At 72.1% G+C, this 24,573-nt stretch carries 25 protein-coding genes; 14 read left to right on the forward strand and 11 right to left on the reverse strand.

Annotation, left to right across the window (positions count from 1 at the left end):
• Positions 1-11: 11 nt before the first annotated feature.
• On the reverse strand, positions 12-1,019 hold the full coding sequence (locus tag AB0C21_RS13465) for a hypothetical protein (protein WP_500204277.1): 1,008 nt from the start codon (positions 1,017-1,019) through the stop codon (positions 12-14).
• A gap of 72 nt (positions 1,020-1,091) precedes the next feature.
• Positions 1,092-1,622: a helix-turn-helix domain-containing protein gene (locus tag AB0C21_RS13470; RefSeq protein WP_500204278.1), complete on the reverse strand. Its 531-nt coding sequence runs from the start codon at positions 1,620-1,622 to the stop codon at positions 1,092-1,094.
• A 53-nt stretch (positions 1,623-1,675) separates the two neighbouring features.
• Between AB0C21_RS13470 and AB0C21_RS13475 the strand changes: the two genes are divergently transcribed.
• The 3 genes from AB0C21_RS13475 to AB0C21_RS13485 all read left to right on the forward strand — a co-directional run bounded on the left by AB0C21_RS13475 (position 1,676) and on the right by AB0C21_RS13485 (position 4,637).
• Entirely contained in the window at positions 1,676-2,578 is a 903-nt protein-coding gene (locus tag AB0C21_RS13475) for an alpha/beta hydrolase family protein (protein ID WP_500204279.1), read from the forward strand.
• Positions 2,579-2,758: 180 nt separating this feature from the next.
• Positions 2,759-3,331 carry a helix-turn-helix domain-containing protein gene (locus AB0C21_RS13480; RefSeq protein ID WP_500204280.1) on the forward strand — a complete coding sequence of 191 codons (573 nt, stop codon included), beginning with the start codon at positions 2,759-2,761 and terminating at the stop codon, positions 3,329-3,331.
• Positions 3,332-3,416: 85 nt separating this feature from the next.
• Complete coding sequence (locus tag AB0C21_RS13485) at positions 3,417-4,637, forward strand: MFS transporter (protein WP_500204281.1); 1,221 nt, start codon at positions 3,417-3,419, stop codon at positions 4,635-4,637.
• 20 nt (positions 4,638-4,657) lie between these two features.
• Here AB0C21_RS13485 and AB0C21_RS13490 read toward each other — a convergent pair whose 3' ends face one another.
• Positions 4,658-5,575, reverse strand: a complete 918-nt coding sequence (locus AB0C21_RS13490) for a zinc-binding dehydrogenase (RefSeq protein WP_500204282.1) — start codon at positions 5,573-5,575, stop codon at positions 4,658-4,660.
• Between the two features lie 78 nt (positions 5,576-5,653).
• Here AB0C21_RS13490 and AB0C21_RS13495 point away from each other — a divergent pair, with 78 nt between their 5' ends.
• The gene (locus AB0C21_RS13495; protein ID WP_500204283.1) at positions 5,654-6,235 is read left to right on the forward strand and encodes a TetR/AcrR family transcriptional regulator; all 582 of its coding nucleotides are present in this window, start codon (positions 5,654-5,656) and stop codon (positions 6,233-6,235) included.
• A gap of 16 nt (positions 6,236-6,251) precedes the next feature.
• Here the strand turns inward: AB0C21_RS13495 and ddaH are convergent, their stop codons facing one another.
• A complete protein-coding gene (ddaH, locus tag AB0C21_RS13500; RefSeq protein ID WP_353817506.1) occupies positions 6,252-7,091 on the reverse strand; it encodes a dimethylargininase in 840 nt (279 codons plus the stop codon).
• 143 nt (positions 7,092-7,234) lie between these two features.
• Positions 7,235-7,720: an ATP-binding protein gene (locus AB0C21_RS13505; RefSeq protein WP_500204284.1), complete on the reverse strand. Its 486-nt coding sequence runs from the start codon at positions 7,718-7,720 to the stop codon at positions 7,235-7,237.
• Positions 7,721-7,875: 155 nt separating this feature from the next.
• Here AB0C21_RS13505 and AB0C21_RS13510 point away from each other — a divergent pair, with 155 nt between their 5' ends.
• The gene (locus AB0C21_RS13510) at positions 7,876-9,174 is read left to right on the forward strand and encodes an XRE family transcriptional regulator (RefSeq protein WP_500204285.1); all 1,299 of its coding nucleotides are present in this window, start codon (positions 7,876-7,878) and stop codon (positions 9,172-9,174) included.
• A 79-nt stretch (positions 9,175-9,253) separates the two neighbouring features.
• Here the strand turns inward: AB0C21_RS13510 and AB0C21_RS13515 are convergent, their stop codons facing one another.
• Together AB0C21_RS13515 and AB0C21_RS13520 are read right to left on the reverse strand one after the other, a co-directional pair.
• Positions 9,254-9,778 carry a hypothetical protein gene (locus tag AB0C21_RS13515; RefSeq protein ID WP_500204286.1) on the reverse strand — a complete coding sequence of 175 codons (525 nt, stop codon included), beginning with the start codon at positions 9,776-9,778 and terminating at the stop codon, positions 9,254-9,256.
• A 158-nt stretch (positions 9,779-9,936) separates the two neighbouring features.
• Entirely contained in the window at positions 9,937-10,485 is a 549-nt protein-coding gene (locus AB0C21_RS13520) for a hypothetical protein (RefSeq protein ID WP_500204287.1), read from the reverse strand.
• A 576-nt stretch (positions 10,486-11,061) separates the two neighbouring features.
• On the opposite strand from AB0C21_RS13520, the gene AB0C21_RS13525 reads away from it, so the two are divergent.
• Complete coding sequence (locus tag AB0C21_RS13525) at positions 11,062-11,457, forward strand: ArsR/SmtB family transcription factor (protein WP_500204288.1); 396 nt, start codon at positions 11,062-11,064, stop codon at positions 11,455-11,457.
• 44 nt (positions 11,458-11,501) lie between these two features.
• Complete coding sequence (locus tag AB0C21_RS13530) at positions 11,502-12,074, forward strand: TIGR03086 family metal-binding protein (protein ID WP_500204289.1); 573 nt, start codon at positions 11,502-11,504, stop codon at positions 12,072-12,074.
• A gap of 85 nt (positions 12,075-12,159) precedes the next feature.
• Here AB0C21_RS13530 and AB0C21_RS13535 read toward each other — a convergent pair whose 3' ends face one another.
• The gene (locus tag AB0C21_RS13535) at positions 12,160-13,683 is read right to left on the reverse strand and encodes a PucR family transcriptional regulator (protein WP_500204290.1); all 1,524 of its coding nucleotides are present in this window, start codon (positions 13,681-13,683) and stop codon (positions 12,160-12,162) included.
• 134 nt (positions 13,684-13,817) lie between these two features.
• On the opposite strand from AB0C21_RS13535, the gene AB0C21_RS13540 reads away from it, so the two are divergent.
• Together AB0C21_RS13540 and AB0C21_RS13545 are read left to right on the forward strand one after the other, a co-directional pair.
• Positions 13,818-15,056, forward strand: coding sequence for an NAD(P)/FAD-dependent oxidoreductase (locus tag AB0C21_RS13540; protein ID WP_500204291.1), 1,239 nt, complete (start codon positions 13,818-13,820; stop codon positions 15,054-15,056).
• A 66-nt stretch (positions 15,057-15,122) separates the two neighbouring features.
• Complete coding sequence (locus AB0C21_RS13545) at positions 15,123-15,725, forward strand: hemerythrin domain-containing protein (protein WP_500204292.1); 603 nt, start codon at positions 15,123-15,125, stop codon at positions 15,723-15,725.
• Positions 15,726-15,813: 88 nt separating this feature from the next.
• Here the strand turns inward: AB0C21_RS13545 and lpdA are convergent, their stop codons facing one another.
• Positions 15,814-17,217, reverse strand: a complete 1,404-nt coding sequence (gene lpdA / locus AB0C21_RS13550) for a dihydrolipoyl dehydrogenase (RefSeq protein WP_149262456.1) — start codon at positions 17,215-17,217, stop codon at positions 15,814-15,816.
• Positions 17,218-17,573: 356 nt separating this feature from the next.
• On the opposite strand from lpdA, the gene AB0C21_RS13555 reads away from it, so the two are divergent.
• Positions 17,574-18,257 (forward strand): hypothetical protein, encoded by a 684-nt coding sequence (locus AB0C21_RS13555; protein ID WP_500204293.1) that lies wholly within the window; start codon positions 17,574-17,576, stop codon positions 18,255-18,257.
• A 91-nt stretch (positions 18,258-18,348) separates the two neighbouring features.
• The gene (locus tag AB0C21_RS13560; protein ID WP_500204294.1) at positions 18,349-19,752 is read left to right on the forward strand and encodes an MFS transporter; all 1,404 of its coding nucleotides are present in this window, start codon (positions 18,349-18,351) and stop codon (positions 19,750-19,752) included.
• Between the two features lie 10 nt (positions 19,753-19,762).
• On the opposite strand, the gene AB0C21_RS13565 is transcribed toward AB0C21_RS13560, so the two are convergent.
• Positions 19,763-20,149 carry a hypothetical protein gene (locus AB0C21_RS13565; protein WP_500204295.1) on the reverse strand — a complete coding sequence of 129 codons (387 nt, stop codon included), beginning with the start codon at positions 20,147-20,149 and terminating at the stop codon, positions 19,763-19,765.
• Between the two features lies 1 nt (position 20,150).
• A complete protein-coding gene (locus AB0C21_RS13570; protein ID WP_149262459.1) occupies positions 20,151-20,456 on the reverse strand; it encodes an ArsR/SmtB family transcription factor in 306 nt (101 codons plus the stop codon).
• 202 nt (positions 20,457-20,658) lie between these two features.
• Here AB0C21_RS13570 and AB0C21_RS13575 point away from each other — a divergent pair, with 202 nt between their 5' ends.
• The 3 genes from AB0C21_RS13575 to AB0C21_RS13585 are packed head-to-tail and all read left to right on the forward strand — an operon-like array spanning position 20,659 to position 24,555.
• A complete protein-coding gene (locus AB0C21_RS13575; protein ID WP_500204296.1) occupies positions 20,659-22,092 on the forward strand; it encodes a family 2B encapsulin nanocompartment shell protein in 1,434 nt (477 codons plus the stop codon).
• Positions 22,089-23,459: a family 2B encapsulin nanocompartment shell protein gene (locus tag AB0C21_RS13580; RefSeq protein WP_500204297.1), complete on the forward strand. Its 1,371-nt coding sequence runs from the start codon at positions 22,089-22,091 to the stop codon at positions 23,457-23,459. The genes AB0C21_RS13575 and AB0C21_RS13580 overlap by 4 nt, the downstream gene beginning before the upstream one ends.
• Before the next feature lie 16 nt (positions 23,460-23,475).
• On the forward strand, positions 23,476-24,555 hold the full coding sequence (locus tag AB0C21_RS13585) for a family 2 encapsulin nanocompartment cargo protein polyprenyl transferase (RefSeq protein WP_500204298.1): 1,080 nt from the start codon (positions 23,476-23,478) through the stop codon (positions 24,553-24,555).
• Positions 24,556-24,573 lie beyond the last annotated feature (18 nt).

The following is a 24,573-nucleotide window of genomic DNA, read 5'->3' on the forward strand; positions in this document are numbered from 1 at the left end:
CCCGAGCGCCATCACAACCCGAGTGTCACGCGGTGCCGCCGGGCCAGGCCGAGCGCGGCGGCTCCCGCCGGCTGCATCGGCCGGGGGGCGGCCCCGCCGAACGGCGCCATCGACACCTCGCCCTCGTCGTTGACCGCGACGAGCCCGCCGAAGAGCTCGCCGAACAGCCCGTCCTCGATGACGACGACGGTCAGCAGGTCGAGCGCGAGCGTCAGCGGGTCGACGCCGAGCCCGAGGAAATGTGCCCGGATGCGCCCCTCGCTCCGGGCGGCGGTCATCGCCCGGTGGAAGGGCCAGTCCTCCTGGACGAAGCCGTCGCCGTAGTCCTCGGCCGCGCCGAGGAACTCCTCGAAGTACTCGCGGACCATGCATTGCCACAGGTCAGGGGGCTCGTCACCGAGCGGCTGGAACACCCCGACCGGCATCACCTGGTAGAGCCCGCCGGCGTGCGCGACCTTCGCCGGGTCGCGCCGATGCAGGACGTACCGTCCGGACGTCGTCACGGTGACCGTCGTGACGGCGGGCAGCGCGGGCCGGCGGGCCAGGTCGCACGGGTCGCCGACCCGGTCCCGCAGCGGCAGCCCGGCCACCCCGGCCGCCAGTTCGTGCGCCACGGACTCGCCCACGTTGACGGCGTCGAAGTAGCGGGCGGGACCGAGCCGCAGCACCGGCGGATCGGCCGCCAGGAGGCGGTAGCTCGGACGGTCCTCGAAGACCTTCGGCGGGGCGAGGGCGGCGACGGCCTCGGCGTACGTCCGGTACCCGTCCGGCAGCCCCTCGGCCGGGTCGGCGACCGCGGGCGGGGCGGGACGGTCCTCCCACTCCAACCGGATCTGCTCCAGCGGGATCGGTGCGCCGGGGATCCAGGCGTCCCGGCAGAGCAGCGGCGTTCCCGCGACGCGCGGCACGTCCGGGTACAGCCCGTCCGCGACCTCGCCGAGCGGACCGCGGGCGTCGTTCAGCGCCGCCCGCTCCCGCCGCCACCGCACCTCGCCCGCCGACAGCTCGTCGCTCGCCACATGCCGAGCCTAGGCGGCGAGCCCCCGCGTGACCTCCTCCTCGACCAGGTCGCCGTTGATCATCGCGGCCGCCTAGCCCGTCCCGATCGGGAACAGGATCGGGCTGAGCAGGTATTGCGCACGGCCGATGACGGGCTCGTTGGCCAGTCTGGGCCCTATCGCGGCGCGGAGCTCGCCGATCAGTTCGCGGAGCTCATCCGGGCTGAGCCACATCGCATGCTGGCGGTACCCGACGAGATCGGCGGCCGGGTCGGCCTCGTCCCGGTCGAGGTAGGCGCCGAATCCGGCGAGCAGGCTCGCCATCGCGGCCGCGAACGCCCGCCGGTGGTCGTCGGCCGACAGTGTCTCGGCCGTATCGGGATTGATCACCGCGCCGTCCTGCCGGAGCCGGTAGTGGCGCTCCACCGCACCGCGCACCCGCCGTTCCTCGGCCACCTCCAGCACACCCCCGGCCACGAGCAGGTCGATGTGCCGGTAGACCGTGGCTTTGGAGACGTCGGTGATCCGTGCGCACAGCTCTGCTGTGGTGAGCGTCCGCCCGCCCTTCATCGCGTGCACCACCCGCAACCGCACCGGGTGCGCCAACAGCTCCAACGCGTCCACCCGGCCTATGTTCTCACATGTGCTACCTTTCCAGAAATTGAGAGAGGTAGCGGATGGTGGAGACATTCCACGAGCAGGACGTCATGGTCGGGGACGGCCCCCTCGCCGTACCGGGGACGCTGACCGTGCCCGACGGGCCCGGGCCCTGGCCCGGGGTCGTGCTGCTCAGCGGCGGAGGGCCGTTCGACCGCGACGAGACCAGCGGGCCGAACAAACCGTTCAAGGACATCGCGTGGGGGCTGGCATGCCGGGGCGTGGCGGTGCTGCGGTTTGACAAGGTGACCTTCACCCATCCGCAGAACCCCGTCGCCACCATGACCCAGGAGTACGTCCCGCATGCCGTCGCGGCCGTCACCCGCCTCCAGGGTCAGCCGGGCGTGGATCCCGCGCGGGTGTTCGTCCTTGGCCACAGCATGGGCGGCAAGGTCGCGCCACGGGTCGTGGCCGCCGAGCCGTCGGTGGCCGGTCTAGTGATCATGGCCGGTGACACGCAGCCGATGCAGCACGCGGCCATACGCGTCATCGGCCATCTCGCCTCGCTGGATCCCAGCCCGGCCGCGCAGGCGGCGGTGGAGCAGATCACGCGACAGGCCGCGGTCGTCGACGGCCCTGGCCTGACCCCCGAGACGCCTGCCGAGGACCTGCCGTTCGGACTGCCCGCCTCGTACTGGCTCGACTTGCGCGCCTACGACCCGGTCGCGGAGGCGTCGGCGCTGGACGTACCGATGCTCATCCTGCAGGGCGGCCGCGACTACCAGGTGACGGTCGCCGATGATCTGGCGGGCTGGGAGGCGGGCCTTGGGCATCGTGCGAATGTGACGATCCGGGTGTACGAGGCCGCCGACCATCTGTTCTTCGCCGGAGTCGGCCCCTCCACGCCCGCGGACTACCTCAATGCCCAGCACGTCGACCCGGCGGTGATCTCCGACGTCGCCGACTGGCTGATCACCCGATAGGGGCGAGCTTGGTTCTGGGCCGGTCAGGCGGGCGGCTGGCAGGCGGGGCACCAGGACAGTTGCGGCCCGGCACCGATAATCAGTACGTCCCGTTCGGTCAAGTCTCGTTCGGTCATGGCACGAGGGTGCGCGGCGCCTTCCGGATTTGACAAACTCCTTTGCCGTTCCTGCAATGAGGGCATGGAGACCACCGAGGAGGTCCTGGCCGGTGTCGGGCCGAGGCTGAGGAGGCTGCGGCAGGAGAGGAACGTCACTCTGACCGCGCTCGCCGAGGCGACCGGCATCTCGGTGAGCACGCTGTCGCGGCTGGAGTCGGGCAAGCGGCGGCCGAGCCTGGAGCTGCTGCTCCCGCTCGCGCAGGCCCACCAGGTCCCGCTGGACGAGCTGGTCGGCGCCCCGGCCGTCGGGGACCCGCGGATCAGACCGCGGCCGCTGCGCATGCACGACATGACCGTCCTGCCGCTGACCAGGCGTCCCGGCGGGGTCCAGGCGTTCAAGATGTTCGTGCCCGAGCGCGTCCCGCTGCCCGAGCCGCGGACGCACGAGGGCTACGACTGGCTGTACGTGCTGAACGGGCGCATGCGCCTGCACCTCGCCGGCCGCGAGATGGTGCTGGAGCCGGGGGAGGCGGCCGAGTTCGACACCCGGCTGCCGCACTCGTTCGGCGGCGAGGGCGGGCCGGCCGAGGTGCTCAGCCTGTTCGGGCCCCAGGGGGAGCGCATGCACCTGCGCGCGAGACCCCGCCAGTCGTGACCCCGCATGTCGTGACATAAATTTGATATCCGTGCAGACCGCCCAAACCCCCCAGAAAGCCCCTGCCCGTCAGAAACCCGCCCCCATGGCGTGGGTCCTGTGGAGCGTCGGCGTCCTCGCCTACGCCGTGGCGGTACTGCACCGGACATCCTTCGGCGTCGCCGGCCTGGACGCCGTCCACCGGTTCGACGCGTCCGCCGGGATCCTCGCGTCCTTCACCGTCCTGCAACTGCTCGTCTACGCGGGCCTGCAGATCCCCGTGGGACTGCTGCTCGACCGCGTCGGCCCGCGCTGGATGGTCGCGGGCGGCGCCCTGCTGATGGCCGGCGGGCAGGCGCTCATGGCGGTCTCCACCGGCGTCGGGACGGCCGTCGCCGCCCGCGTGATGGTCGGCGCCGGCGACGCCATGACGTTCATCAGCGTCCTCGGCATCGTCGCGACCCGGTTCCCCGGACGCTACGTCCCGGTCGTGACGCAGCTCACCGGGCAGCTCGGACAGCTCGGCCAGGTGCTCAGCGCGATCCCCCTGGTCGCCCTGCTGCACGGCCCCGGCTGGGGCACCGCGTTCGGCTCCGCCGCCGCGCTCGGCACCCTCATGGCGGTGCTCGCCGTCGCCGTGCTGCGGGACGGCCCCGGCCGCGCGAACGTCCCGTCCCTGCGCGAGACCCGCACCAACCTGGCCGAGGCGTTCCGGCACCCCGGCACGCGCCTCGGCCTCTGGTCGCACTTCGTCACGCAGTTCTCGTCCAACACGTTCGCGCTGATGTGGGGCTACCCGTACCTGGTGTCCGGGCAGGGCATGCGGCCCGCGACCGCCTCGACGCTGCTGACGCTGTTCGTGCTGGTCAACGTCGTGTCCGGGCCGTTCATCGGACGGCTCGTCGCGCGCTACCCGCTGCGCCGCTCGTGGCTCGTCCTCGGCATCGTCGCGCTCAACGCGACGGCGTGGGCGGCCGTGCTCGCCGTGCCGCCGCCCGCGCCGTCCTGGCTGCTGGTGCTCCTCGTGCTGTGCGTCGCGCCCGGCGGCCCCGGCTCGATGATCGGCTTCGACTACGCCCGGACGTTCAACCCGCCCGGGCGGCAGGGCACCGCGACCGGCATCGTCAACGTCGGCGGCTTCGTCGCCTCCCTCGTCACGATCCTGCTGATCGGGCTCGTCCTGGACGCCCTGTCGCCCGGGGGCGAGTTCACACCTGGAGCGTTCCGGGCGGCCTGGACCGTCCAGATCGGCATCTGGGCGATCGGCGTGACGGGCGTCCTGCGCACCCGCACCCTGGCCCGCCGCCGCCTCGCCCTGGCCGATTAGCGCAGTACCCGGGGGGCTGTTCAGGGAGTGAGGTCGAGTACGGCCTTGCCCGGGACGCGACGTCCTAGAAGAGCCTCCACCGCGTCGTCGATGCGATCCCAGGGGCCGCGCCAGCCCACCTGGGGGTCGAGCTCTCCGTTCTCGAGGAGTCTGAGCAGGTAGCCGAGGCCGGGGCCGAAGGGGGCCGCCACCGCGAAGGGTTCAAGGCGCCTGACGCCGCCCTTCATGCGCATCTCCTCGAAGTCGATGACGGTCGGCTCGCGGGACGCCCACCCGATCGACAGGGCGATGCCGCCGTCCTCCAGCCGCTCGAAGGAATCGGCGAGGAGCCCGCCGCCGACGTTGTCGAGCACACCGAACACCGGGGTGGCCGGCTTGGCCGACCCGACCAGGACCTCGGTCGCTCCCAGCTCGCGCAGTCCCTCGGCACGCTCGGGACGCCCCACGGCGGCGATCACGTGCGCGCCCGCCCGTGCCAGCAGTTGCACGGCGAAGCGCCCCACGCCTCCGGACGCCCCGGTCACCAGCACCCTGCGGCCGAGCACCGGCCCCAGCCGGCGCACCGCCTGCAGGGCGGTGACCCCCGCCGCGGGCAGGGCACTGGCCGCGCCGAGGTCGACACCGTCCGGGACGGCCGCCAGGTCGGTGGTGTCGACGGCCCGCAGGACGGCCCACCCTCCCGTCCCGGCGAACGAGGTGACACGCGTCCCCGCCGGCGGTCCCGAGCCGTCGGCGGCGGCCTGCACCACGACACCGGCGGCGTCCTTGCCGAAGACCTCGCCGGGGCGCAGTTGCCGCGCCGCGAAGGCGAGCTCACCGAAGTTCAGGGCCGCCGCCTCCACCCTGACCAGCGCCTGCGAAGGGCCCGGGCGGGGTTCCTCGACCTCGCCGAACCGCACACCCTGGGGCGCGTCGGGGTCGTAGACCAAGGCTCGCATGCCTGTCTCCTCTGGTTTCTAACCGGTTAGTTCAGTCGGGAAATATAACAGACTGAACTAACCGGTTAGGATTACCTCATGCCGCCACGCCCGTCCGCCCGCGACCGCCTGCTGGAAGCCGCGCGCGAGCTGTTCTACGCCGAGGGCCACGGTGTCTCGATCGACGCCCTCACCGAACGCGCCGGCGTTGCCAAGCCGACCGTGTACGCGCACTTCAAGTCCAAGGACGCCCTGGTCGACGCCGTGCTCGTCGCAGCCTGCGACGAGTGGTTCGCGGAACTGGACGCCGAACTCGAACGGCGCGCGGGCGACCCGCTGTCACGGCTGCTGGCGCCGTTCGACCTGCTGACAGCGGGCCTGCCCGACCCGGCCTACCACGGCTGCCTCCTGGTGAACAGCGCGGCCGCCTTCCTCTCCGCCGAGCATCCCGCCCACCGCGCATTGGCGACGCACGACGAGCGCATGCTCACGGTGTTCCAACGCCTGGCCGCCGACGCGGGTGCACGGCACCCGGACGCTCTGGCCCGGCAACTCCTGGTGCTCTACGACGGCGTCAAGGCCCGCGGCCTGGTCGACAACTCCGGTGCCGCGGGGCAGGACGCGCGCGCAGCGGTGACCGCTCTCCTGGAAGCCGCGCGCGACGTCCCGCACCCCGGATGAAGCGCGGCGCCACCCGTCAGGAGCGGAGCTCCAGCGTGCAGCACTTCGGGCCGCCGCCCGCCTTGCGCAGCTCGGACAGGTCGACCGGCAGCGGCTCGTACCCGTGGACCCGCAGGGTGTCGATCAGCTCGACCGCCTCGGCGTTGATGACGACGTTGCGCCCGTCGCACACGGCGTTGAGCCCGAGCACCGCCGCGTCCGCCTCGCTCGCGAGGACCGCGTTCGGGAACAGCCGCTCCAGCACCGCCCGGCTGCCGGGGGAGAACGCCCCGGGGTAGTAGGCCACGTTGTCGCCGCCGAGGGGGAACAGCGCCGTGTCCAGGTGGTAGAAGCGCGGGTCGACGAGCCGGAGCGTCACCACCGGGCGGCCGAGGAACTCCTGCGCCTCCTGGTGCGCCGCGATGTCCGTCCGGAACCCCGTCCCGGCCAGGATGACGTGGTCCAGCGTGAGGAAGTCGCCCTCGCCCTCGTTGGTGTGCTGCGGCTCCAGCAGTTCGGAGAACCCGTTCTCCAGCAGCCACTTCGCGTACGCGGGCCCTTCGGCGTGCCGCTCCGGGTGCGTGAACTTCGCCCCGTACACCCGTCCGCCGACCACCAGCGCCCCGTTGGCCGCGAACACCATGTCGGGCAGCCCCTCGATCGGGTCGATGAGGCTCACCTCGTGCCCGAGCGCGAGGTACGCCGCCCGCAGCTCCTCCCACTGCGCCACGGCCTTCGCCGCCTCGGCGCCGGCCGCCGGGTCCATCCACGGGTTGATCGCGTAGGTGACGGCGAAGTGCTCCGGACGGCACATCAGGTAGTGCCTCCGCAGCGCGGTCCGGACGGCGGTCGGCTCCATTGCCGGCATGACGGTCATACGTGTCTCCAAGAACGTCCGAAGGGGGGATCGACTGAGCGAAAGCCTAAGAACGAAGTCCGCGCAATCCAATGCGCCAATCTTGCTCTGACCTGGTATTTCGTTGCGTCTTCCGGCCCTTCGCGCACGATTCGTTGCGCAGCTCAGCGGCCTCGGCCCCGGCTTGCCGCCCCCGACCCGCGCACCTCCAGCACCTGCGCCCACCACACGGTTTTGCCGCCGTCCGTCCCGGGATGCCACCCCCACCGGTCGGCGGACGCGGCGACGATGGCCATGCCCCGATGCCCCTCGTCGGTGTCGGACGCCGCCATGAGCCGGGGCAGCCCCGGTTCGGGGTCGGTCACGTCCACGCGCAGCACCCCGTCCATCACCCGGACCCGGACCTTGACCACCCCGCCGGGCCGCAACTCGTCCCGCACATGCCGGACGGCGTTCGTGACGAGTTCGGACGTGAGCAGCACCGCCACAACGATGTCGGCCTCGGCGACGCCCCACCCGTCCAGCGCGTCCCGCACCGCCCGCCGCGCCGCCCCCGGCGCCCGATCGGACAACCCCCACACATACGTCCGCGCCCGCCTCGCCCGCGTGATGCCGCCCCGCCGCAGCAGTGTGCTGATACGGCCGTCCATGCGCCTCGACCTCCGTTGTCCCGCTTCTGAGCGCGGGACGCGAATGTCCCGCGTAACTCAGTGAAACCGCGCGCACACGTACCGAGAAAGGCGACAATGGGGCCGTAGGAGGGACACAAGTCCGCTCGCGCCTCTCCGGTCGAAAGGTGCCCCCCGTGACCGAACAGCCGCGCCCCCCATGGGCCGTACGCCTGGAAGCCGAACGCCGCGCACGCGGCTGGGGCCCGTTCAAAGCGGCCCGCCGCCTCTATGCGGCCGCCGGGATCGACCACCCGGACGCGAGCCAGGTCAAGAACCTCTCCCGGCAGATCAACCGGCACGAGAAGGGCGAGGTCTTCCCGTCCGACTGGGGCTCCGCCTACGCCACCGCATTCGGCCTGGAGGAGAAGGACCTCTTCGGCCAGGAATCGCCCGTTTGTCCGACGGGTACCAAAGAACCGAGCGCCACTCCCGACGATCGGACCGACGACGTGAAACGCCGCGCAGCACTCCGATTACTCGCCGCCCTGGGCGCCGGAACGGCGATCCCACCCGGAGCCCTGGAGCAGATCCTCTCCAGCATCGACCGCGCCCTCGATCGGCCCGTCGACCTTGAGGAATGGGAGAGCGCGATCCGCGAGTACGGCTTTCTCATCAATCGCCAGCCGGTCGGCTCGCTGATCAACGACCTGACCGCCGACATCATCGGCATCGGTGAACTCATCAAGCGCGACAACGCGCCGCGATCGGACCTGCTCCGCATCAGTGCGGGGCTGTCGTCGCTGCTGGCGATCGAGTTCGGCGACATCGGGAACCGGAGGGGCGCCCGCCTGACGTGGGGGACGGCGCGCCGGGCCGCCGACGCCTCCGGCGACCGCGACCTCCAGGTCTGGATCCGGGTGCGCGAAGCCGAGGAGGCTTTCTGGTTCGGGCTCTCACCGCAGGAGATAAGAGCCCGCACGGCCGAGGCCATCGCGATCGCGGATGGAAGGCCCAGCGGCGGTCTGCCGAGGGCCTACGCCGTGCGTGCCAGCGTCGCCGCGGAGCACGGAGACAGGGAAGCCGCCCGCAAGACGATGAACGACCTCTCGGAGTTGTTCGAGAACCTGCCGGACTCGGTGACGGAGGACCCGGCCACCTTCGGGTGGAGCGAAGCGCGCTTCCGCTGGAACGAGGCGTACATCTACACGCTGATGGGAGACGCCAAGGCCCGCCAAGCCGTGGACGACGCCCGCAGCCTCTACCCACCCGAAACCCTCGGCCCCATCGCCAACCTCGACGTCATCGAGGCAATGGGCGCCGTCCACAACGGAGAGGTCGACGCAGGGCTCGGCCAGACCCTCACCACCCTGCATGACCTCCCAGTGAGCCCCGCCCGCCGACGCATGACCGCCCAGATACTCCACGCCCTCCCCGAGCAAGCGCGTGCCCTGCCGGCGGCACGAGAGTTGCGGGCCCTGGCCACCGCCACCTGACCGGCCGCAGTCCGCAGCGCGTCGCGTGCCGTCCGGTCGGCCGAGGCATTGCGCGCGCGGGAACGAGGGCCCGGCCTGCTCAGGGGCGGGGCACTCCGTAGATTTCGAGGTTGTCGACCATTGCTTCGGCGGCGTCTTGCGATCCGACGCTCAGCAGCCAGTCGACGAACTTCCAGCCGTGCTCTTCCATGGGGCCGTTCACGTGCTCGGGGCGCGTGGGCCCGAAGGTGCTCTCCAGCCAGGCGATGTACTCCTGGCGCGCTGGGGCGGGGCCATCGGCACTCTCGTCGGCGAGGTCGTAGAGCAGGTCTCGCAGATCGTGCGCGGTGATGTACAGGTCCCCGTCGTCGCCGAAGAACACGACCGGCAGGGTGGCGAGGTCGGCGCGGTCATCGCATCGCCACAGAGCGTAGAAGGAGCCGGACGAGGTGGCCTGGGCGAAAGGGATCACTCGGTCGTGGAACTCCGGGCTCTCCTCGTCCGACCAGGACGAATCATTGTCGTACTCGCGCAGCTCGAACCCCGGCGAGTAGAAGTCCGCGCACCGGTCGTCGAACTCTTTGAGCAGATTCAGCTCGGCTACGGGCGAGTACACGGAGTTCATGGGACACCTCGGGAGCAGAGCGGCCACCTACGGCGACGAGCCGGTTCGCCCGAGCATAGTGACCAGCCTGACCGCATCCAGGCAGCCGGCCTCCCGCGGCGCTGGGACCCGGGGCGGGGCTCGGCCCGCAGGTGCCGGGCCCCGCCGTCGGCGTCCGGTTACTTGATGGGCTTGAGTTGCGTGTAGCGGATCAGCGGCGCGTCGCAGTGGCCGCCGGTGCCCTTGTCGAAGTCGAACCAGAACTCGATGGCGTTCTCGCCCATGCGGCCCCGGCCGATGGAGGTCCACTGGACCAGCTTGCCCTTGTGCCACTTGCTGTCCTCGACGGCGTTGCTCCCGGTGTAGCCGGGGCCGCCGGACAGGCGCCACTTGCCGGTGCTCTCATGGACGGCCAGCAGCGACCTGACCATCGAGTTCTTGTGGTTGCCCTTGGTCTTCTGGATGGCGTACCCCCACTCGACGACCGTGACGAGCGGGTGCTTCTTGGTCGGCTTGCCGTCGGTCTTGATGTAGCCCTTCCCCCAGCGCCCCTTCGCCTTGCAGGTGGTGTAGGCGATGTACTTGGGCTTGCCGACCTTGGCCACGGTGACCTTCCCGGTCTCCGCGCCGGCGCCGGACGGGGAGGCGGAGGCCGCCGGAGCGGCCGCCACCAGGCCCGCCGTGGTGAGCGCGGCAGCGGCGAGCGGCACGAACTTCTTCATCGACACGCTTGTTCTCCTCGAACGGATCTGTGATCGCCACGCGTTTCCCGGAGGCCGCGGACGATCGACGGCATGTCGATTATCGAGACCGAAATCTGCCGCCCCCAGGGCCTCGGGGACCATTCGCCAATGGGGTCCTCGGCACTATTGGCTCTCCGGCGGACGAAGACTGCGCACCAGGTCGACGAAACGGTGCGCGACGCCGCATCACAGCCCGCTGCCGCCAGGTGACGCTCGCGCGACATGCCTTCTCGTCATTGGCCACGAATTAACTTACGGTTCACCAAAAATGCGTCCAGAAAACGGACATGAGTATATTTGCAAGAATTGAGAAAGCCATCTCGTGAACGCGTGCCGGCATCGCGCGAAATGGCCCCGAGGGGCCTTGACATCCGGGAGGGCGGCTCCCGGGCAGGGGTCGGCGGCATCCGCCCGATCTCTGGCGGCCGGTCGGCGAAGTTCCAGTCGCGCTCTCCCGTTGGCGTTCATGCGCCCGGAGGTGCGCTTTCAACCGCATGGTTGACAGGGCTCGGTGCGAACTTCTACGGTTCTTTCAACCAACGTGTTGAAACGGGAGGGGCGATGACCGCGGACGCGCTGTCCCAGGTCTTCGCGGCCCTCGCGGATCCGACCCGGCGCGACATGGTGGACAGGCTTTCGGCGGGCGACGCGACCGTGAGGCAACTGGCCGGGCCGTACCGGATGTCACTGCAGGCCGTCTACAAGCACTTGCGAGTGCTTGAGGACGCCGGGCTCGTCAGCCGACCGCCGGGGCCGCAGCCCCGGCCGGTGCGACTGGAGGCCCGGGCCTTCGAACTGATGGACGCCTGGATCGAGCGCTACCGGGACCAGGTCGAGGAGCGCTACCGGCGCCTTGACACCCTGCTGGCGCAGACGGAGAGAGACGGGTATGAGCGAGATCGCGGAGACGGTGAGCGAAGCTCACCCGAGATCGCCGAGGATCCGGACGAGTCGTGATTGCGCGGCAACGCCCGAGCCGAAGCTGGAGAGGACGCTGACCTGTGGTGCTGCCTGACCACCCCGCCGAGCGGCACCGGCAGGTCGCCGGGCTGTTCACCGACCGGGTCCGCGGTACCCGGTCCTGGGACGCGCCCTCCCCGGTCGCCGGCTGGACCGCCCGCGACGTCGTGCGTCACCTGACGGAATGGCTCCCCGGCTTTCTCTCCTCCGGCGCCGGCGTCGAACTGCCCCGCGGTCCGTCGGTGGACGACGACCCGGTCGCCGCGTGGCAGGTGCACTGCGACGGCGTGCAGGCGGTGCTGGACGATCCGGAGACGGTGCACCGCCGATTCTCCGACCCGCACGTCGGCCACCTGCCCTTGCAGACCGCGATCGACCGGTTCTACACCACTGACGTGTTCATGCACACTTGGGATCTGTCCCGAGCCACCGGCCAGGACGACCGGCTGGACCCCGAGTTCTGCGGCCAGATCCTCGGCCAGATGGAGTCGATGGAGGACGCGCTCCGTTCGTCCGGCCAGTTCGGCGCCCGGGTCGAGGTACCCGCTGATGCGGACGTTCAGGCCAAGCTCATGGGTTTCATCGGTCGCGACCCGTTCTGGTCGCAGCCGTGACCCGGACGCTCCACACCCGCGCCGCGGGGATCATGGATCGGGCATGCCGCCCACTCCCGAACGACCGGGTCCACTGACTCGCGGGCTATCCGAGGGTGGTCAGTTGGAGGCGGAGGGCCAGGCGTTTCTGGTTAGTCGACAGGTCTACGGGGGTGACCTCTGCCATGCGGCGCAGGCGGTGGCGGAGGGTGTTGGGGTGGACGTCCAGGGCCTGGGCCGTTCCCTTGGGGTCGCCGTAGTGGTCCAGCCATGCGGCGAGGGTCGGGAGGTAGGACGTTCCATGCTTCTCGTCGTGGGCGCGCAAGGCCGGTAGGGGGCCGCCCAGGAGGTCGGTGCCGACGGCCTTTCTTGCGCGTTCCACGACCACGGCGTCCCAGGCGTCCTCCAGGAGGGCCGTTCCAGCGGTGAGGCGACCGGATGCGACTAGCGCGGCGAGTTCGGTGGCCTCGGTGCGGGATCGGGGGAGGTCGGCGGGGGAGCGGGCCAGGCCGCCCGCCGCGGCGTAGAGGGTGCGGTCGTGCGCGCGGGCGCGCGCGAGGACGTCGCGCAGCCAGGGCATCGTGCCTGACTCGGCGGTGTCGCGGCCCGGCTCCGTCACCACTGCGAAGACCGTGCCGGCCAGGTCGGTGAGGAGCGGGCGGTGCCAGCCGTAGCGGCGGGTCAGGCCGTCCCACAGGTCGAGGCGCTGGCGGATGTCCTCGGGTTCGGCCTGGTTGCCGAGGACGGCCACGCGCCAGGGCGGCGGGGCCGGGACGGGCTGGGAGCCGTCCTGGAGTGCGGTGCGCAACTGGTCCGCCGAGACGCGGCGGGCGACGCCGGCCTCGGCGCGGAGGCGGAGCAGGTGCAGGGCCAGGACGGAGGCCAGGTCGGCCAGCCGCAGGACGCGGTCCGGGGGGATCGGCGTGCGCGCCACCACCCAGATCGAGCCGAGCCATTCGCCGCCGGCGCGGACCGGGATGACGAGGCGGGGCAGCATGCCGTCCGGCCCCGCGGGGACGAGGACCGGGTCGCTCGACCGGGCCAGCTTGCGGAACACGCCGGAGGCCCGCAGGTGGGCGATGACCTGCGGCGGGACGCGGCGGCCGACGATCGTGGAGACGCGGGCCGGGTCGGTGCTGTCCTGGCGGCCCGAGTAGGCGAGGACGCGGGAGCGCGCGTCCTCCAGCGTCACCGGGGCGTCCGCGATCTCCGCCGCCGTGTCGGCGAGGGCGAACAGGTCGTCCTGCGGTCCGGACGGTCCCGGGAACGGCGCGGCGGCGCGGTCGATGGCGCCGCGCGCCAGCCAGATGACGTGCGTCCAGGACGCGTCCCGCTGGAGTTCCATGAGCGCCGGCTCCAGGCGGCGCGCCGCGGCCGCCACCTCGGCGGCACCGGCGAGGGGTGACTTGAGCACGACACCGCTCGCCCCCGCCGCGTCGGCGCGTTCCAGGAGCGCGACGGCGCCCGCCGGGTCCGTGACGCCCGCGCCGAGGACGATCTCGCCCGGCCGTCCGGCCGCCTCGCCCGGTTCGGCCAGCACGACGTCGTGCACCTGCGCGTCCCGGCCGGGCGCGACCAGGCGCAGCAGCCCCGGGCCCAGCGCGTCGACCAGGCCGGTCACGCTGATCATGGGTTCTCCTCTCCCTCCTCCATTGTGCGCTTCGCATCATGGCCGTCGTCCAGATTGGCCGAATGCGACAGGGGCATCGGCGGGTGGACGCATCACCATCGAAGTGACGTGTTTCACGAAGGAGAGGAGAGGTCATGGCGCGCCGAGTCGCCGTCGTGGGGGCGGGCATGGTCGGTCTGTCCACCGCATGGTTCCTGCAGGAGCACGGCGACGACGTCACCGTGTTCGACAGGCGGGACGTCGCGGCCGGAGCGTCCTGGGGCAACGCCGGGTGGCTGACCCCCGGCCTGGCGACCCCGCTTCCCGAACCGGCCGTCCTCTCCTACGGCGTGCGCGCGGTGCTCAGCCCGTCGTCGCCGGTCTACGTCCCGCCGAGCGCGAACCCGCGCCTGCTGCGGTTCCTCGCCGGGTTCGCCCGCAACAGCACGGCGGCCCGGTGGCGGCGCGCGATGGAGGCGCTGGTGCCCATCAACGGCCGGGCGCTGCCGAGCTTCGACGCCCTGCTGGACGGCGGCGTCCGCGCGGAGACGAACGACGCCGGGTCCTTCCTCGCCGCGTACCGGACGGCGGACGAGCGCCGCGTCCTGCTGGAGGAGATCGAGCACATCCGCGCTGCGGGCCAGGAACTGGAGTACGAGGTCCTGACCGGCGACGAGGCGCGCCGGGTGGAGCCCGCGCTCTCGGACGAGATCGGCGCCGCGATCCTGCTGCGCGGCCAGCGCTTCATCAACCCGGGCGTGTTCGTGCACGCCCTCGCCGACTCCGTCCGCGACCGCGGCGGCAAGATCCGCGTGGGCGCGGAGGTCGCCGACGTCCGCGACGAGCCGGGCGGCGTGGCCGTCCGCACGGGCGGCAGCGACTTCGAGGCGTTCGACGCGGTGGTCCTCGCGAGCGGCGTGTGGCTCGGCGACCTCGCCCGGCGGTTCGGCGTCGGCGCGCTCGTCCAGGCGGGCCGCGGCTACAGCTTCAGCGTGCCGATGGAGCGCGTCCCGGACGGCCCGGTGTACTTCCCCGCGCAGCGGGTCGCGTGCACGCCGCTCGGCGACCGGCTCCGCGTCGCCGGGATGATGGAGTTCCGCCGTCCGGAGGCGCCGCTCGACCCGCGCCGGATCAGGGCGATCGTCGAGGCCGCCCGCCCGCTGCTGCACGGCGCCGACCTGGACGCCCGGCTGGACGAGTGGGTCGGGTCGCGCCCCTGCACCCGCGACGGCCTCCCGCTGATCGGCGCCACCCGGTCGCCGCGGGTCTTCGCCGCGGGCGGCCACGGCATGTGGGGCATCACGCTCGGCCCGGCCACCGGCAGCCTCCTCGCGGAGATGATCGCCACCGGCCGCCGCCCCCGCGAACTGGACCCGTTCGACCCGCTCCGCTGACCCCCGGTTCTCTCCGGTTCGTCACCTTTCCTCCGGCCGCTCCGTCAGTGCGGTGAAGGAGGAACGATGAGCGAATACGACTGGACCCTGATGTACGCCATGCACGACGCGTTGAGGAGGGAACTGGAGCACCTCGCCAAGGTCACCGCGCGCGAGGACGACGACCCCCGCCGCCTCCTCGCCGCGGCGGCGGGCTGGGAGCTGTTCAAGACGGCCCTGCACGCCCACCACACCGCCGAGGACGAGGCCCTCTGGCCCGTCGTCCGGAAGGCCCTCGACGGGCGCGGCGACGACCTGGCCCTCCTGGACGCGATGGAGGCGGAGCACGCCGCCGTCGACCCCCTGATCGAGGCCATCGACACGGGCGCCGAACCCGTGGGCGAACTCGTCGACGCCCTCGCCACCGCCCTCACCGCGCACCTCGCGCACGAGGAGAAGGAGGCGCTGCCGCTGCTCGACGCCACCCTGACCCTGGAGCAGTTCCAGAACTTCGGCCAGGCCCACGGCCGCCACGTCGGCCCGAACGGTCCGCGCCTGCTCCCCTGGATCCTCGACGGAGCGGACGAGGCGACGGTGGCGACCTCGCTGGCCGTCCTGCCCGAACCGGCCCGCACCGCGTTCGAGACGCAGTGGCAGCCCGCCTACCGGGCCTTGAAGCGCTGGCCCTGACCCCCTGAAGAACCCTGGAGAAGGGCGAGGCCGCCGCCACGAAAGAACCGTGGCGGCGGCCTCGCGCCGTAGCGCCGGAGCGCTGTGATCAGAGGTTGATCATGTGCCCGGCCAGGCCGTGCACGGCCTCCTTCATGGCCTCGCCCAGGGACGGGTGGGCGTGCACGTTGCGGGCGACCTCGTTGACGGTGAGGTCCCACTGCTGCGCCAGGGTCAGCTCCGGCAGCAGCTCGGTCACCTCGGGGCCGATCATGTGCGCGCCGAGGATCTCGCCGTACTTCGCGTCGCTGATCACCTTCACGAAGCCCTCGCCCTCGCCGAGGCCGAGGGCCTTGCCGTTGGCGCTGAACGGGAACTTCGCGGTCTTGACGTCGAAGCCCTGCTCCTTCGCCTGCGCCTCCGTCCAGCCGAACGAGGCGACCTGCGGCTGGCAGTAGGTGGCGCGCGGGATCATCACGTAGTCGAGCTCCATCGTCTCGGCGTCGGCGATGGTCTCGGCGGCGACGATGCCCATGGCCTCGGCGGCGTGCGCGAGCATCAGCTTCGCGGTGACGTCGCCGATGGCGTAGATGTGCGGGACGGACGTGCGGCAGCGGCCGTCCACGTCGATCGCGCCGCGCTCGGTCAGCGCGACGCCGGTCTTCTCCAGCCCGTAGCCCTCCACGTTCGGCTGGAACCCGATCGCCTGGAGCACCTTGTCGGCCTCCAGCACCTGCTGCGCGCCGTCCTTGCCGGTGACGGTGACCTTGACCTTCTCGCCCGAGTCGTCGATCGCGTCGACCCGGGTCGAGGTGAGGACGTCCACGCCGAGCTTGCGGTACCGCTTCGCCAGCTCCTTGGACACCTCGGCGTCCTCGTTCGGCACCATCCGGTCGAGGAACTCGACGATCGTGACCTTCACCCCGTAGTTGTGCAGCACGTAGGCGAACTCGACGCCGATGGCGCCCGCGCCCGCGATGACGATGCTGCCCGGCAGCTCGGAGCTGAGGATCTGCTCCTCGTAGGTGACGACCCGCTCAGACAGCGACGTGCCCGGCAGCAGCTTGGTGTGCGCGCCGGCCGCGATGATGCAGTTGTCGAACGTCACCGTCTCGCTCGACCCGTCCTGCCGGGCCACCTGCAGGGTGTTCGGGTCGGTGAACGTGCCGCGCCCGTCATAGGACGTGATCTTGTTCTTCTTCATCAGGAACTGGACGCCCTTGACGAGCTTGTCCGACACCTGGCGGCTGCGCTGGTAGGCGACGCCGTAGTCGAAGGACACGCTGCCCTCGACGTTGATCCCGAAGGTCTTCTGCTCCTGGGTGAAGATGTGCGCCAGTTCGGCGTTGCGCAGCAGCGCCTTCGAGGGGATGCAGCCGACGTTGAGGCAGACCCCGCCCCAGTACCTCTCCTCGATGATCGCCGTCTTCAGCCCCAGTTGTGCCGACCGGATCGCGGCGACATAACCACCCGGGCCCGCGCCCAGGACCACGACGTCAAAGTGTTCGCTCATATCAATGGACGATATTCGCCGCGACCACGTGCTCGCATCCCGGCGGGCGCACCAGAGAGGGGCATCACGCGGCGCGGTCGCACCGGACGGCGGCGCGGCGGTCCGGGGGCGGCGCGCGGGGGCGCCGGGTCGGATGCGGCCGTCACATCCTGTTAGGGTTTCGGCAAGGTCTCCCTCCGATCACGATCCGCGGGAGCCCGTCGAACGACAGGGCGGCGCGCAAGGGGCGCGAGCCCGGAGCCGTCCCGGCCGCGGAGCCCGGCGGCGTCCCCTGGAACGGCGGAGCCACGGCCCCGGAACACCGCGCCCCGGCCCGGTCGTCGCCCCGGTTCCCAACCGAGTGGAGGAGAAGGCGAGTGAGGATCCCCAAGCGCGTCAACACCGTCCTGGACTGGGTGGAAGAGCACCTGCTCGCGCTTGCGGTCGTCGTCGCGCTGGTCGTCGTCGCGCTGGTCGCCACGCTCGCGCCCCCGGCCGTCGGCCTCCCGGTCGCCGGGTTCGTCCTCGGCGCCGCCGTCGGCGGCCTCCTCGTGCACGTCCGGCTGAGCCGCCGCATCGCCCGCGCCCGCTCCGACAACGACAACCTGCTCCGCGAGAACGGCGCGCTGCGGCACCGCAACACCGTCCTCGCCAGCGGGGTGATCACGCGGGAGGCGCAGGAGACGCAGGCCCTCGTCGCCATCCCCGAGGACGACCTGCTCGACGAGCCGGCCGACCCGCAGGCCACCGCCACCCTCGACGAGCTGCTGGACGGCGATCCGCAGCGCACCGACGAGCTGTCGGGCGGCGACCCGCAGCGCACCGACGAGCTGCCGGACGACCCGGGGAGCACCGGCGAGCCGTCCGCCCGGAGCGAAGCCCCGCCCCGCGCCGGCGGCGCGCGGAACGACGATCCGCTGGGCGGCGACCCGCAGCGCACGACCGTCCTGCCGTCGCTGCCGGACGACCTCCTCGGCGGCGCTGGCGACGCGGGAAACGGAACCTCCGAGGACGACGACGAAGACACCGCGCGTACACCGCGCAAGTCCCGGAAGGCGTGACCGCGAAGGCGTGACCAGGGCGTTCTGCCGCACCGTCAGCGGAGCCTCACTCCGGTGTTACTTCCGCTGATCTTCGGGCAGAAGGTCGGCCGTGGACGAGTCGACTAACGCGCGGCAGGGAGCGGATCCGGGACGCGGAGGCGAGGGCGCGGGCCCGCCGGAGGGCGCGGAGCCCCACGAGGGCGCCGTCCGCAAGGCGGTGATCGCCTCGGCGATGGGCAACTGCATCGAGTGGTTCGACTTCGGCGTGTTCAGCGCCGGGGTGATGACCGCGATCATCGGCACGGTGTTCTTCCCGGAGGACGCGGGCGGCAGCGCCACGCTGCGCTCGTTCGCGCTGGTCGCGGCGGCGTTCCTCGCCCGTCCGTTCGGCGGGCTGTTCTTCGGGCCCATGGGCGACAGGCTCGGCCGCAAGCGGGTGCTGGCGGCCACCATCATCCTGATGTCGGGCTCCACGTTCGTGATCGGCGTGCTGCCCGGGTACTCCACGATCGGGATGGCCGCGCCGCTGCTGCTGCTCGCCGTGCGGCTCGTCCAGGGCTTCTCGACGGGCGGCGAGTACGGCGGCGCCGCCACGATGATCGCCGAATACGCGCCGACGAGCCGGCGCGGGTTCTACGGCGCGTTCCTGGAGTTCGGCACCCTCGGCGGCTACATCCTGGGCGCCGGGCTCGTGCTGGGGATCGACCTCGCGCTCAGCGAGGGCGCGATGCACGAGTGGGGCTGGCGCATCCCGTTCCTGATCGCGCTGCCGCTCGGCGCCGTCGGGCTCTACGTCCGGACGCGGATCGAGGACACCCCGACCTTCCAGCACATGGAGGCGGAGGGCAGGAAGGCCCGGTCGCCGCTCAAGGAGACCGTCGAGCACCACTGGCGCACCATCCTGAGGCTGATCGGGATCGTGGTCCTGCTGAACGTCGCCGTCTACACGCTGCTGACGTTCATGCCGTCCTACCTCGTCGACTTCCTGGACATGGACGACACCACATCGCAGCTCACCACGATCGGCGTGGAGGCGGCGATGATGGCGGTGATCCTGCCGCTGGGCGCGCTGTCGGACCGGGTCGGCCGCAAGCCGCTGCTGGTCGCCGCGGCGACCGGCTTCCTGGTGCTGTCCTGGCCGGCGTTCGCGCTGATGCAGACGCACGACCCGGCGGGGGTCGCGGTCGGCTATGCGATCATCGGCGGGCTGCTGGTCCTCATGCTGGCGGTGATCGGCGCGACGTTCCCGGCGATGTTCCCGACGAAGGTGCGGTACGGGGCCTTCGCGATCGGCTACAACATCTCGACGTCGCTGTTCGGCGGGACGGCGGCCGTGCTGGTGGGCTCGCTGATCGACGCCACGGGCTCCGACTACGTCCCGGCCTACTACCTGATGATCGTCGCGCTGGTCGCGCTGCTGCCGATCCTCAGGATCCCCGAGACCGCCCGGGTGCCGATCGACCAGGCCGGGGAGGAGAAGGCCCCGGAACCGGTGGGTGCCTCCAGACGGTGAGAACCGGTGGTCAGCGTTCCGCCGCTCGCAGGCGCGCGTAGACCGCGTCGATGACGGTCCAGCCGTCGAGCTCGACGCGGGCGCCGAAGTCCTCGCCGCGCTCCACCACGACGTCGACCAGCGCGCGGACGACGCTCGGCTTGTGCAGGTTGAGCATGGACTCGTCCTCCGCGCGGCACACGCTTCCGCTGTGCGTGTAGGGGCCGCCGTCCGGGACGATCCTGCCGGGCCCTTCTCGGAAGACGACGTTGATGTTCCCCGGACGTCCGTCCTTGCTGAGAAGCAGGACCTCACGGCAGCCGTGGATGCCCTCCTCGTCCCTCTCGTGCTGGTGCCCCACCACCCATCGGTAGCTGTCGGCGCCTACCAGGAGCCTGCGGTAACGGCGGCGTCCCATGTCATTCCGCCGCGTCGAGGTGCTCTTCGAGGGCGTCCAGGCGCGACGCCCAGGCGCGCCTGTAGGGGGCCAGCCACGCGTCCACCTCGGCGAGGGGTTCCAAGCGGACCTCGTAGACGCGGCGCTGCGCGTCCTGGCGCGCCTGGACGAGACCCGCGTCGCGAAGCACGCGCAGGTGCTTGGACGTCCCCGGCTGCGTGAGCCCCAGCCGCTCGACGAGCTCGCCCACCGGGCGCGGACGTTCCAGCAGCAGGTCCAGGATGCGGCGGCGGGCCGGCTCGGCGAGCACGGCGAACGCGGATGTCATGGCGTCATCATAACCGCCTGCGTATATGCCTAAGAATGCATATTGCAGGGGAAGTCGCGTACCGGTGCGACTTGTGTGGCCCGAGGGCGAATCAGAGGTGGAGCCCATGGCTGCTTGCAACCGTCTCATTACCGTCTGTAGCGTCACCGGTGGCCAAAGGCCGCCATCCCCTCGGACCCACGACGAATCGGTGGTGTGTGACGTGACGGAACAGCAGCTCCAGGACCAGCAGCAACAGGACCACCGGCTGAGCCTCGGCACCGACGCCGCGCGGAACCTCGCGACCACGACCAAGTCCGTCCCGCAGATGCAGGGCATCACGTCGCGGTGGCTGCTGAAGCTGCTGCCCTGGGTGCAGGCCTCCGGCGGCGCCTACCGCGTCAACCGGCGCCTCACCTACACGCTGGGCGACGGCCGGGTCACGTTCGTCACCACCGGCGCCGACATCCGCGTGATCCCGCGCGAGCTCGGCGAGCTGGCCCCGCTGCGCGGCTACGACGACGAGGCGACCCTCGGCGCCATCGCGGGCCGCTTCACCCAGCAGGAGTACGCGCCCGGCGACGTCGTCGTCGAGCGGGGGCGGCCCGTCGACCGCGTCGTCCTCGTCGCGCACGGCAAGCTCAGCAGGATCGGCGCCGGCGAGTACGGCGCCGACGCCGTCCTCGGCACGCTCGCCGACGGCGACTTCTTCGGGGAGCAGGCCCTCCTCCGGACGCCGGCGGGCGAGGAGCCCCCGACCTGGGAGCACACCGTCAAGGCCGTGACCACCTGCACGATCCTCAGCATGAGCCGGGCCGACTTCCAGGAGACGCTCGGCCAGTCCGCCTCCCTCCAGGCGCACCTGGAGGAGTACCGGACGAGCCCCCCGCGGGCCCACAACGCGCACGGCGAGGCGGAGATCGAGGTGGCCTCCGGGCATGACGGCGAGCCCGTCCTGCCCAGCACGTTCGTCGACTACGAGGCCTCGCCCCGCGAGTACGAGCTGAGCGTCGCGCAGACCGTGCTGCGCGTCCACACCCGCGTCGCCGACCTCTACAACCAGCCGATGGACCAGATCGAGCAGCAGCTCAGGCTGACCATCGAGGCGCTGCGCGAGCGGCAGGAGCACGAGATCGTCAACAACCGCGACTTCGGCCTGCTGCACAACACCGACCTCTCCCAGCGCGTCCACACCCGCTCCGGCCCGCCCACGCCCGACGACATGGACGAGTTGCTCACCCTCGTCTGGAAGGACCCGGCGTTCTTCCTCGCCCACCCGAAGGCGATCGCCGCGTTCGGCCGCGAGTGCAGCGCCCGCGGCGTCTACCCCGACAGCGTCGACGTCGGCGGCCACAAGGTGCCCGGCTGGCGCGGCGTGCCCGTCTTCCCGTGCAACAAGATCCCGATCAGCCGCACGCTGACCAGCTCGATCCTGCTGATGCGGACCGGCGAGGCGGCGCAGGGCGTCGTCGGGCTGCACCAGGTCGGCCTGCCCGACGAGTACCAGCCGGGCCTGTCGGTCCGCTACATGGGCGTCGACGAGAGGGCGCTCATCAACTACCTGGTCAGCACGTACTACTCGGCGGCCGTCCTGGTGCCCGACGCGCTCGGCATGCTGGAGTCGGTCGAGGTCGCGCACGGCGGTGCCGGCGCGTGACGCGGGAACGGTCGGCCCTCTCCACCCGGGCCGCGCGCAACCTCGCCACGACGACCAAGTCCGTCCCGCAGACGCAGGGCACCACCCCGCGGTGGCTGCTGTCGCAGCTGCCGTGGGTGCGGGCGGACGCCGGGTCGTACCGGGTGAACCGCCGGCTCACCTACCGGCTCGGCGACGGCCTCGTGACGTTCGTCAACGACGGCGCGGCGGTCCGCGTGGTCCCGCCCGAACTGGCCGAGCTGCCGCCGCTGCGCGGCCTGCCCGACCCCGCGGTCCTGGACGGTCTCGCCGCGCGCTTCGAGCAGCGCGAGTACCGGCCCGGCGAGGTGATCGCGGAGTCGGGCGGGCCTCTCGACGCGGTCCACCTCGTCGCGCACGGCAAGGTCGAGCAGACCGCGCCCGGCGCCTACGACGCCGAGAGCCGGGTCGGGGTCCTCGCCGACGGCCGGTTCTTCGGCGCCGACGCGCTGCTCGGCGAGCCGGGGGAGTGGGCGCACACGTTCCGCGCGCTCACCCCCGTGATCGTCCTGACGCTGCCGCGCGGGGCGATCGCCGAGCTGACCGAGCGGTCCGCGCCGCTGCGCGCGCACCTGGAGGAGTACCGGGCCGCGCCCGTCCCGCCGCAGACCAGGCACGGCGAGGCGGCGATCGAGGTGGCGTCCGGGCACGGCGGCGAACCCGTCCTGCCCGGCACGTTCGCCGACTACGAGGCCTCGCCCCGCGAGTACGAGCTGGCCGTCGCCCAGACGGTCCTGCGCGTCCACTCCCGGGTCGCCGACCTCTACAGCGAGCCGATGGACCAGGTCGAGCAGCAGCTCAGGCTGACCATCGAGGAGATCAGGGAGCGCCAGGAGCACGAACTGATCAACAACCCCGACTTCGGCCTGCTGCACAACGCCGACCTGCGCCAGCGCATCCAGACCCTCGGCGGCCCCCCGACCCCCGCCGACATGGACGAGCTGCTCGCCCGGCGCCGCAAGACCCGGTTCTTCCTCGCCCACCCGAAGACGATCGCCGCGATCGGCCGGGAGTGCACCCGCCGCGGCGTGTACCCCGAACCGGTCGAGGTCGAGGGACGCCGCGCGCACGCCTGGCGCGGCGTCCCGATCCTCCCGTCCGACAAGATCCCCATCTCCCCGACCGGGACCAGCTCGATCCTCGCGCTGCGCACCGGCGAGGACGACGAGGGCGTCATCGGCCTGCACCGCACCGGGCTGGAGGGCGAGGTCCGGCCGGGCCTGTCGGTCCGGTTCACCGGCATCGACGACCGGGGGCTGCTGACCTACCTGGTCAGCGCCTACCACTCGGCCGCCGTGCTGGTCCCCGACGCCCTCGGCGTCCTGGAGAACGTCGAGATCGCCCGCTGAGGAGAGGGGACGCGCCATGCCCGCCTGGAGAGACGACCCGGCCGTGGTCGGCTGCGACCACCGCACGGAGCCGCGGCACCGCCCCCGGACGGCGGCGGAGGTGCTGACCTGGAGCCGCCGCCTGCTCGACCCCGCGCTGCGGCATGTGGTCGAGGCCATGCCGGACGCGTCGCGCTCCACCGCGGGCTTCCACTTCGGCTGGCGCGACGAGCGCGGCCGCCCGGCCGCCGGGGCGGGCGGCAAGGCGATCCGGCCCGCGCTCACGCTGCTGGCCGCGGAGGCGGTCGGCGGGACGGTCCGGGCCGCCCTGCCGGCCGCCGTGGCGGTCGAGCTCGCGCACAACTTCTCCCTCATGCACGACGACGTGATGGACGGCGACCTCACCCGCCGGCACCGCCCCACCGCCTGGGCCGTCTTCGGCGCCAACGCCGCGATCCTCACCGGGGACGCCCTCCTCGCCGCCGCCTACGAGCTCCTCGCCGAGGAGCCGTCCGCGGTGGTCGCGCGCGGCGTCCGCATCCTCGCCCGCGCCGTCCTCGACCTGGTCGAGGGCCAGCGCGCCGACCTGGCGTTCGAGGAGCGCGCGGACGTCACGCTCGACGAGTGCCTGGCCATGGCCGCGGGCAAGACCGGCGCGCTGCTCGGCGCCTCCTGCGCGCTCGGCGCCGTGTACGGGGGCGGCACCGCCGGGCAGGTGTCGCGCCTGCGCGCCTTCGGCGAGCGCCTCGGGCTCGCCTTCCAGCTCGCCGACGACCTGCTCGGCATCTGGGGCGACCCGGCGGTCACCGGCAAGCCCGTCCACGCCGACCTGCGCCGCCGCAAGAAGTCGCTGCCCCTCGTCGCGGCCCTCACCTCGGGCGGCGCGGCCGGCGCCGAGCTCGCCGCGCTCTACCTGCGCGACACGCCGCTCACCGACGAGGAGGTGGTCCGCGCCGCCGGCCTCGCCGACGCGGCGGGCGGCCGCTCCTGGGCCGCCGCCCGCGCCGACGAGCTCCTGGCCGAGGCCCTCGCCGAGCTGGACGCCGCCGACGCCGCTCCCTGCGCCGCCGCCGAACTGCGCACCCTCGCCCACCACACGACCACCCGCGACCACTGACCCCCCACCCCGCCACGT

Source organism: Spirillospora sp. NPDC049024, from assembly GCF_040649235.1.
Lineage (GTDB): Bacteria > Actinomycetota > Actinomycetes > Streptosporangiales > Streptosporangiaceae > Spirillospora.